Origin of the sequence: Sulfoacidibacillus thermotolerans (assembly GCF_003144315.1) — a bacterium.
Lineage (GTDB): Bacteria > Bacillota > Bacilli > Alicyclobacillales > SLC66 > Sulfoacidibacillus > Sulfoacidibacillus thermotolerans.
This window is the reverse complement of the sequence record NZ_MPDK01000094.1, coordinates 1-942: the sequence shown is the minus strand read 5'-3', so window position 1 is coordinate 942 and position 942 is coordinate 1. Positions and strand designations below refer to the sequence as shown.

General features: G+C 46.5%; 1 protein-coding gene. It reads right to left on the bottom strand.

The window, feature by feature from the left end; translation table 11 throughout:
• Positions 1-84 precede the first annotated feature (84 nt).
• Positions 85-942: DNA polymerase III subunit beta (locus BM613_RS14605; protein WP_146192861.1), on the bottom strand; the 858-nt coding region annotated here is incomplete at its 5' end.

Genomic DNA, 942 nt, shown 5'->3' with positions numbered 1-942 from the left:
CGAAGCAACAAGAGCTGTTGACGTGTTTGCACGTATTGCACAGCCAAATCTTCCATCGCATCGACCGCCTCTCGCTCAACCAAACTAAACACGTACCGCTAAAATCAAATGCCGTGAGTTGTTGTCTTCAAAATAAACCGCCGCGTCCCCAAAAACAAGCACCAATTGGTCTCGATCAACAGCGCTTGTGAGTTGGGACAAATAGCTCGCATTAAAAGAGAGCGTTTTGAGTTCCCCGCTTATTTGCGCGACATCCACGTCTTCTTTTGCGTTGCTGTTCTCTGCTTTTGCGCGAATTCGCAGCCCCTTTTCCACTTCGAGGGTGATGGGTTTGTTCGCTTCCTCTTTAGCAAGAATCATCGCACGGGAAACAGCGCTGCGAAACGCCAGCTTATCTACCTCAATGGTTGTCGAATTAGATTTCGCCCGATCAAAAACCTTCGATGTATCGGGGTAAGCTGCATCGATAAGCGTTGTGAAAAACAACAAGCGGCTCGTCTTCACCCAAAAAAGATTTTCGTCCGCAGCAAACTCCACCTCCTCTTCTAAAGGCAAGTTTTTCATCAGTGTCAAAAGCGATGTTTTTGGAACGATTGCGTCTCGACACTCACTTTCGTGAGAAATAAACCCCTGCGAAATCATGTGAGAATTTGAGGCTTCTAAAATCAACTTCCCATCCCTTGCGCGAAAATGAACACCTAATAAGGCGATGCGCGCACCCTCATCCGCTGCACTTGGTGCAATTTTTTGCAAAAGTCGTGACAGCGCTTGACTAGAAATCGTCTCCCCTTCTAACTCATCATGAAAGGATAAAGCAGGAGGATAGAGTCGATCATCCGAGGAAGGTAGCTCGAATTCTGCCTTCCCATCAGTAATATAAAGGACACGCGCCTTATCGTAATTACGCAATTGGAGAGATATTTCTTCTCCCTCAAAGTTTTG